Raw genomic sequence first — 9,734 nt, forward strand, 5'->3', positions numbered from 1 at the left:
GCACCAGATACAACCATGCCATCACTGAAAGCAGGCGATTAGACCTGCCTTATTTTGCAGAACTACACTACAATCCTGCGTCCCCGTGTCTTCAAACATTCCGCATTGCTCGGAGGATAAATAGGGATAGCTTGGCGTAATTGAAGGCCACCCCAACGAGCTAAAACTTGTGTGCAGCGTTTCTAACTCACTGTACGTTGGCGCATTGCTCATACTTCCACACTGCTTTGCTATATCCCATTTGGCTGAATCAACTCTGTGTCCCAACGCCCAGGTTTCGTTGACCACATTTGGAGCCAACACAGCAACCGCACCAGCAGGTAATTCTGTTTTCAGCAAAGGTCGATGTAATGTTTTGCCATTCACCACTACCGAGTCTGCCATATGTCCCCAGAAGTGCGCGGAAGAAACATTGGGACTGGTTAATACGGTGAAAATAGTGTCCATCGTTGCTGTCAATGTTGGGTAATTATCCAGCGTTACTGTCAGCGGCGTTTTATAACCCGGCGTATTGTCCTGACGAACAGTAAAGCTTGCCGTGCCGTCTGCACCTGTCACGCCACTGATCTCGTCCCCACTTGCAGCCAACCGAGTAGCCACTCCTGATGATGGCTGGATGGTGATATCATCCATTTCCGCTACACTAACTCCATTTGCAGGCGACAATGTCGCCCCGCTGTTACGCGGCGCAGCATCGCCGCGGTGTAACATAAAGGCCACGTTCGGCACCGCTCTTCCGGAACTGTCTTTCACCGTAACCATCACCGGCATGGCATCGCCTTTTTTTGCCACCGCCGCCTGATAAGCAGAATCAAACGTCGTCGAGGTCAGCGTCACGGCAGAAACCGTCGAGTGTGGATGCACCAGGCACGCCTCATAGGCCCAGGTTTTCCCTGATGCCAGTAGCCCCGTGTACAGATCTATTGCTTCACAAACAGTGGACCCTTCTTTCGCTGGACAGGTTGCATTGGTCCACCACGCATAACCGCTCTGCTTCACTGGCCAACCAATCTCTTTCACGATAGTGCCATTAGGGTAGCGAGCGTATAACGATTTAAGTTCGTCCAGCGAAGGGTGGCGCGCTTCTTCACACGGATCGGTTCCCCCCGCATCGCCTCTCTGCGAGGAATGTGGCGCAGGCCAGTATTCATTATTAAGCTTCACTTTAGTGAGCGTTTTACCAGCACCGCTGGTGGCACCCATTTCATCCCACAGTTTGGGTCGTTCAAACTCCGTACCGTCAGCCGCGGTGACCGTTTCCGGCATATGGCCCCACATATGCGCTTTGTCGCTGTTCGGGCTGGTGATAACGGTAAAAATAACGTCCAGCGGTACTATAGGTTTATCGGCGCGCCCAAACGCCGTCGCGCTCATCGGGGTTTTCAGGCCGGTTGATTGATCCTGATGGAGCTTAAAGGTGACCTGCCCCTGAGCATCCGTTTGCAAGAGCAGATAGTTAAGGTTGGCACTTCCGTTGAGGATACTGGATGTCATGGTTTCCGCCGGATTAAATTCATCCAGCACAAGATCATCTAAAGTAGAGGAACTCCCGATAGTCGTACCGTCTCGTTGCGTGCTGATGCCACGCTGGATCCCCACCGACTCATACGCCGCAGGCGAACCATCCGTATGGGTTACCGTTACCGTCACAGGCAGCGCTTCTCCCACCTTCGCTTTTCCGGCAGACAGCGTGCTGTCCCAGTTTTCCGCTGTAGGCATAAAGGTCACGCTGCCAATCGGTTCCGCTGTCTCCAGGCACACCTGCGAATAGGTGTTGGACGTACTCGACGTCGCGCCGGCTTCGCCCGTTTTGAGATTCATATATTGATACAAAGGCGTGGTAGTTCCGGCGCTTGATTTCACATTACGCGACCAGAACAAAGGTGATGATGAATAGAGAGGCCATCCCTGCGCAGTCTGTAACGTTCCGTCAGGCCAGGCATCATACAATGACTGGAGATCGTTCATCACTGGCAATTTGTCTTTGCAGCCGCCATTGCTGCCGTCCAGTGCAGACGTGATGTTAACCCGCGGCCACACTTCATTATTTACCGTTACAGTAGCTGTTGATGCGGCTTCAGCCTGCAACAGTGGACGGCTGAAAACCTTGCCATTTTTTGCCGTGAGGGTTTCAGACATATGCCCCCAGTAGTTCGCTTTCGGCGTATCAGGGCTGGTCACAACCGTAAAGATCGCACTCAAAGTCTGGGAAGCTACGCTGATATCATCCAGCGTAGCCTGCATCGGTATTCTTTCACCAAAACCGGTATTGGGCTGGTTGATGGTCAGCGTCGCCGTACCGTCCGACCCGGTCGTGCCATAAAAATTATCACCAGTGTTCAGCAGATAGGCCTGGTGATTATACTGGTCTGTCACTGAAATCAGTCTGGACTGATAATCGGTCACCTCGACATTCTGGCGACTAACCGTTTTCCCGTGGCTCAGTAAGAATGGCGTGTTGCCTACAACATTCCCCTGGGCATCACGGGTCGTCACTTTGAACGTCATTTGCTCATGAACATCTTCATAATTGGTTTTGACTTTTACTGCATCAAGACCGTCGACGCTAACCGTTTGTTCTGACGTCAGCTCAATTTTCGCCACTTTCTTATTTGCCGTCGTCTGACAACTCAGGTATCCCCCGTTCGTCTCCAGCACGCTGCTGGTACCGCTACTGAGCTGTACGCCGAGATAATTACGATTTTCCACGCTGGCGCTATCCGCCGTACTGGAGTCATAAACTTTCAACACCGGCCAGCCGTCTACGGTATGCCCGCCCCAGTTGCCGGACAACATAGTCAGCGCGTCTTTTGTCGGGATAAAATCCGCGCCGCAGCCGTTATTTTTAGTATTTTTAGCAGCCTGCGCTTCGGTAAACAGCGCCCAAATCTCATTGTCTTCTTCAGGCCCTTTGCGCGCATTGCCCGCTGAACCGCTCAGTTCCGAGAAAAGCAAAGGACGTTTAAACGTTAGCCCGCCCGCCGTTAGCGTTTCCGGCATATGGCCCCACATTTTTGCATTTGCGCTATCCGGGCTGGTCACCACAGTGAAGATGGTGTCCATACTGGCTTTTTTGGTCGGGTCGGAATACAACGCTGCGATCAGCGCCGTTTTAGTGCCGTGGGTATCCGGACGGGTAATGGTGAGGATCTTGCTGCCATCGCTGCCGGTCATTGCGATATAGCTCGTGGCGGTATCGCTCAGCGTTATCTCATCAGGCTGGCCGCCATCGACAACCACTGAGGATACAATGCCATCGCCGCTGCCCGCCACATGACGTTCCTCTGAACGGGTATAACCATCACCACGTTGAAGGATAAACGGCATATCTGCCATTGGATTACCCGCGGCGTCTTTTACTGTCACCTTGACCTGTAATGTCTCGCCCTTTTTCAGCTTTGCCGCATTGAGGCTACTATTCCACTGAGCTGGATCCACAATTTCTAACGTGATGCTGTTGGCAACAGTATTTGCAGTAGTCAGACAGCTTATATAAACAGGAGGGGTAACATTGCTTTGTACATTACCATTATTTAACCAGACTGCCGCAAAATGCGGCACCTTATCGACTGGAGTGCTACTCCAGTATTCCTGGAGCTGAGTCGGCCAACCGTGTACTGTCTGAATGGCATTGTTAGTGTTGGCGCTGTACAACGCAGCAAGTTGGTTTTTGCGTGGTACTTTATTTTTTTCACAACCGCCCGCAGCACTGTTTTCAATATCCGCCTGAGTGACTCGTACCCAGCTTTCATTATTTTCTACTTGTGGACTACGACCGCCACTGACCTCCTGAATTAATTTCGGGCGATTAAAGGTCATGGTTCCAACAGTAATTGAGTCATCCATATGCCCCCACATTTGTGCCACAGAAACATCAGGACTTGTTGGCACGGTAAAGGTCACATTGTAATTTACAATATTATTCGGAACCGCTGATTGAGTTGGGGTAATTGTCAGTGGTGTACTTAAGCCAACGCCTGCGGGCTGCTCAATTACGATTGTCGCCACTCCCTGCGCATCCGTGAGGCCGGAATAAATTACTGATGGTTGCGAGGTACCATAGGCGGTTCCGTTCATTGTGAGAGCACCACCAGACGGATCGGTAAAACCAGATACCAACCCAGCTCTGTTCTGACTCATCCCTTTGGTAACGGTAAATGCGGTAAAAGGGACAGGAGTATCATTGTTCATCGCGTTAACGGTACGAACCGTCATGGTTATTTTTTCACCCACCTTCGCTTTAGCAGAATTGGAACCGGGTGAGATATCTTTGTCTGTTTCTACCACGACACGAGCCACGAGATCATTGGCAGAACAAGTGAGATAGTTTTGCCTGAAACCAGAATAAGTGGTAACCGAGCCATTATCGAGAGCAACAGAGGAATGTGAATCTGCTTGTTCAACCGCTGTGAGGTAATCTTGTTTTATCGTCGGCCAACCATACTCAGTACCAATCGCATTTCCTTGATTTGCTACGTATAAAGCTTCCAGAGAACGTTGCCTCGGAATATGTCCAACGCCGCATTCCTTCTGCATACTGGACTCTTGATCAAACAAAGCCCAGTCCTCGTTGTTTTCGCGCATTACCCCCACTTCATGCGCCGTTTCATCTGCCAGCAGTGGGCGTTTATAGATATTCCCATCGGAAATAATCCCTCTTGCCATATGCCCCCACATCCGGGCCTGATCGCTGTCCGGACTGGTGATAACTGTAAAAATCACGTCCTTCTCATCCGATGCAGCAAAGTTGCTGCGCATTGTCGCGGTGATATGCGTTTTAACACCAGCACCGTCTGGTTGCGAAAGTGTAAGCGTAGCCTGACCGTTAAAGTCGGTTATGCCTTCATAGTTGTGTGCATCAATCTGGTGTAAATTCGAGTCGCCGGAAATATGTACTGGGTGCGCTTCCCACGTGGGATCGGATTGATTTTTACGGTTAATTCCATCATCTAAATGAAGTGAGAAATAGTAGTAAGCCAGCGGCTGATTATTATTTTTTTTATCAGTAATGGTCAGGCGCATGAGTGTATCTTCACCCACCTGAACTTTTACTGCCTGCAAACTCTCATCATAGTTTTCGGGGGTCAGCACCAGTTCGGGGTCAACCTCCGGTGCGTCTTTGTCCACACAACTCACCAGATACTTCGTACTATCTGCTTGCTGTGTTTCGCTATGGTTCGTAACATCTGCGGCATGATGCTTCCCGGAGGTCCCTGCCAGCGAAGACCAGTAATAATCTCCCTGCATTGGCCAACCGACGACTTCTTGCACTGAAGTAGGAATGACGGTTTTCATCGCACCAAACTGCCGCATACCAGGCAGAATGTCGCAGTGGTTATCTGCACCACTCCAGGTGAAGGTTGACCATGTTTCGTTATGATCGATGACTGTACCCGCTTCATTATCCACTTCTGCTGCCAGTTTCGGACGGCTGAAGGTGTATTGCATCGCCTTTAACGTTTCTGCCATATGGCCCCACATATTAGCCTGCGGGACATCCGGGCTGGTGAGAACGGTAAAGATCACCGCCGTTTCGCTGCTTTGCGTAATGCCAGAAAGACTGACAACCAGGGGCGTTTTTACACCGGGACCGTTCGCCTGCGTTACTGTAACAGTAGCGGTACCATTGGCATCGGTAGTACCACGATATTCCGTAGCTGTAGTCGTTAACTCTGTACTTCCGAGTCTTACTGGACCGGTGTTATTCACAACATTCTGCCGGTTTACCGCATCTTTACGTTTGATAATAAAAGGTATATTACCTGCCGTATTACCCTGACAATCTTTGGTCGTTACGGTTAAAGTGATTGAGTTGCCAACGGTAGTTTTAGCCGCGTTTAGTGTTTCATCATAGTCACTGGCACTGACAGTAACCAGATCACCCACTGCGCTGGCAATATTTAACGTGACCTGTTTTTCATTAAGTAACACCGTTCCCTGATTAGGTACGCCTGTAAGGGTAAAGAGATCCAATGTTGGGAGCGTTTTGTCTGGATCAAACTGCGGAATCGCCACCAGTTTATGACCCGCCAGGTTTTGTACACAAAAGGAACGATCAGGACGTGGTTGTGGGGTGAGCGGCACATCGGGCGTAGCGGCGTCTGCCCAGATAAGGGTGACGGCTGGCAACATTTGATCTTCCCAGCGCAGTAATGGCGGACTGTTGAATATGTCACCTTCATTGTCGCGCGGGTTGGTTAAAATCATGCTCGTTGCGCTGGCCTCAATGCTGAAATTACCGGGCATAGCTGTATTAGCAATATCATGCTCCACAGTGGGATCAAGCTGAACACTTCCTTGATAGACGGGTACGCTGGCGCTATCTGCAAAGGGAACGGTGCCATTTATAGCATCAGTTGAAGCGCTTGATTGTTGCCACTGTCCCCCTTTTAACACGGCCATTGCAGGCAAGGTCAGGGATAGCAATAAAATCGCCGTTATTACTTTTATTAGTTTCAAAGCCCCGTCCATGATTGAAACCTGCCCGTTAAAAGTTGCGTTTTCACCTCAACCCACTTTGCTTAACGCTGGCTAAGCAAAGTGCGCGGAAAAGCACCATTCCCTGGCGGGAATGGTGCTGGTAACGATTATTTTCTCTGGTAGTCGATAGATAAGCCGTAGCCCTGAACGCCATCGTTGCCGAGGACAACGCCACTTCCGGCAAAATCGAACGCGGTTTTCGCTTCGGCGTTGGTAACAGGGATAACCAGGTCGCTGTTGTTGTAAGTCGGATTAACAAGACCACCGGCTGTGCCCAACTGGAGGCTGGTTCCGGTAAAGCGCCAGCGATAGTTGTACTGGCTGGTAACCTCTTCGCCTGCATCATAAGTACTGTTGTTGTTTTTATCTTTCCACAACATGACTTGATAAGTGGTATTAGTTTTGAGTTTCGTCGTTTTACCCAACAGATTCGTATTGATGTCTTTTTCGTGAATTACGACGTGAACGGCATCATCAAATACCGGACCTTCCGGAATATCATCGCTGTCAGAACCACCGCCCGCATTGGTGGAAAGGTCAAGCATCACCACCTCATCCGCAACATTCGGATCACCGGTAGTGGTAGTCGGCGTGATTTTCAAACCTATGTATCGATCAGCATCCGCAGCCGCGATGGTATATGTATCGCTCCCTACGGTACCAATCTCTTTAGGATCTGCTCCTGACTGGTCGCTATAACTCATCCACTGGAGGGTTGCTTTAGTCGCTGTGTTATTGTCATCAAGGTCCCTCTGAGTATCACCAATCGCCCAGTTGGCTGTCAGTGTGTCCCCCACATGAAACTGCTTATCACCGTCCGTTGTGACCGTGCGGCTACCACGATCAATATCAATAGTGACATGTGATTTATCAGCATCCGCTATCTCTGAAGCACTTCTGGTGATTCACGGCACGGTCCCCTGAATGGTGCCGGTACTTTGTGATTCTGATTGCCACTGCCCAGCTCTAAGATTGCCCTGCCCTTCAGCCATTGCGACAGGCACTGCACAGTACCCCGCTAAAGCCAGCGCTAGCGCGACTTTCGTCAACGGCCGCGTTAAATGATTGTTCATTCAATTCTCTCCTTGATTAATATCCAGCGACTGGCCGATCGGCCATTACGCCGATCTAGTGCTTGCTGTAAACCACACGTAATCCATACCCCTGCACGCCATCTTCTTTTTGGGCACCAAATTTCTGTACGGCCTCTTCGTTTGTCGCAGGGATGACAATATCTTCATTACTGGTATTCGATTGCGCACCGGTATAGCCATTGACGCTGTGCCCGGTAAACTCCCACTGGTAGTCGTATTGCGCCATTTCCTCTTCCGTCAGTTTTTCCGACTGCTGGAAAACTCCATCGTTGTTGACATCGCGCCACAAGACAAAGCGATAGGCATTATCAACAGGCAAATGCTCTTTCTCATTGCCGATAAGATTGACAGGGTTAGTCGCAGATACACGGTAGATAAAGGCATTAACATCATTGCCCCCCGCGCCGAGGAAAGTCACATCTACATAGTTACTGTCGTCATACGGCGCGGCTCTCGCTTTCCAGCGGAAAGTACCGGGTAGCGTACTGGAGAGCGTAACGGTGCCTTTTTCTTTATCCTGCTTAGCGATAAAGACGCAGGGATTCTCGGTTGAACAGGGTTTATTGGTGAGCGTAACTTTTTTATCCTGCACATCGTAAAGCTGCGGCGAAAGGTTATCTTCTGGCAGAGCATTGCCGTTGCGGTCAGTGTCATCACCAAAGCTATCAGTAACGTCGAGATCCATCACCACGCCATCGACGCCATCCGCCTGGGCGCTGGCTTCGTGGCTGTGATTGTTCTCATCCGGCACATCTGCGATGTTATTGACGATCAGCTCAATTTTACGATCCTGCTGCACGGTGATTTCCACCACACCGGAATTCTGCCGATTACCCTTTTCATCTTCCAGCGCCAGACGCACGCGCCAGGTATTGAGTTTTTCCTGGTCGGCAGGATCGGAGCTGTACTGCCAGGCTGGCAGCACCAGATTCCAGTGGTTGTTGTTACCTTCAGTGATGGTATTCGCTTTAACAACAGGCATGACCAGCGTGCGGGAAGCGTTATTTTTCGCCTGCCACGAGGCGGCGACAATTTTGTAATGGTGGTTGATCAGCGCGTTGATGGTCCATTTACATTTTTCCAGGCCAACCGCTTCCTCTGGCGTGTCTTTAATCACGCATTCCGGGTGCTCATTGGTGGCGTCTGCTTTAAGCCACAAGGTGACATCAAGTGGGTCTTTTTCTTTGTATTCCAGCACGATAAAGTTATTACGTTCGACGAAGTCATGGCGACTGCCCATCAGCGAGTGAGCAACTTTGACGTTATCGCTATTCAGTTGATCTTTTAGCGGAACACCGAACTGATAGTTAATCGTGGCGTTAACACTAAGATCACTGTTATCTCCGGTACCTGCTTTATAGTCTGTCCCGACCGTCAGTAACGGAACGGGTTGATAGTTCACGCCGAGCGTCACTGCATAGGGATCTTTTTCTAAATTATCGGTGCCGAAGAGCGCCACTTCGTCACCATAATATTGCTCGAAAACAATTTTGCCCCCCAGCTGCGGATAAGAAGGTAACCAGGCTTCCGCCCGGATATCCCAGCCACGTGCGGGTCGTTCTAAATAGAAATCAAAATCTTTTGAATCTTTCCAGTCTGAAAGCGGATGATAATAGTTACCAGAAAATTTTAAATAATCCGTCCAGGCTTCTGTTCCTAAGCCTAAACGGCGATGTCCACGGGTGAAATCATAATCATAAAATATATTCCCCCCCAGAAGCCATTTATCAAAATTATGTCTTACGCCTAAACCTATATTACCTATCGTTCGATCTTCTTTTCGTTGCGCAGAAAACTGACTGAAATAGACCGTACTCTGATTATCATACCAGGGGACAAAATAGTCGATTGAACTGCCGTCCAGATCGCCATCCTGACCGATGGAAAGGTTAGAGCGAACTTTACCATAAGGAGAAAGCGCACCTTCGATATAAGACTGTGCGGATGATGTGATTTGCCCTTGCAGATAGCTTCTCGCCTGGGATTCGAGCGCTTCTGGAGTCAGGTTCTCAAAGCCCTGTTGGGCGGACTCGGTAACGTAATTGGCACCACGTTCCTTGACGGATTTGCCTTTGTTACTTTGTTCTTCTTGTTGAGCAGCTTCGCTTGCCAGATCAGGTAATGAAGATTCGCTTTGCTTAATATTTATCTCCGGTGCTG

2 protein-coding genes and 1 pseudogene are annotated in these 9,734 nt (G+C 49.9%); all 3 read right to left on the minus strand.

Annotated elements, in window-relative coordinates; genetic code table 11:
- Positions 1-21: 21 nt before the first annotated feature.
- A complete protein-coding gene (locus D9734_RS11195) occupies positions 22-6,471 on the minus strand; it encodes a DUF823 domain-containing adhesin (RefSeq protein ID WP_130207485.1) in 6,450 nt (2,149 codons plus the stop codon).
- Positions 6,472-6,587: 116 nt separating this feature from the next.
- Positions 6,588-7,553 (minus strand): annotated as a pseudogene (locus D9734_RS11200) (SinI family autotransporter-associated protein).
- 55 nt (positions 7,554-7,608) lie between these two features.
- Positions 7,609-9,734 (minus strand): intimin-like inverse autotransporter SinH (gene sinH / locus D9734_RS11205; protein WP_130207594.1); only part of this gene is annotated, 2,126 nt, incomplete at its 5' end.

This window comes from Escherichia sp. E14S1 (genome assembly GCF_004211995.1).
Lineage (GTDB): Bacteria > Pseudomonadota > Gammaproteobacteria > Enterobacterales > Enterobacteriaceae > Escherichia.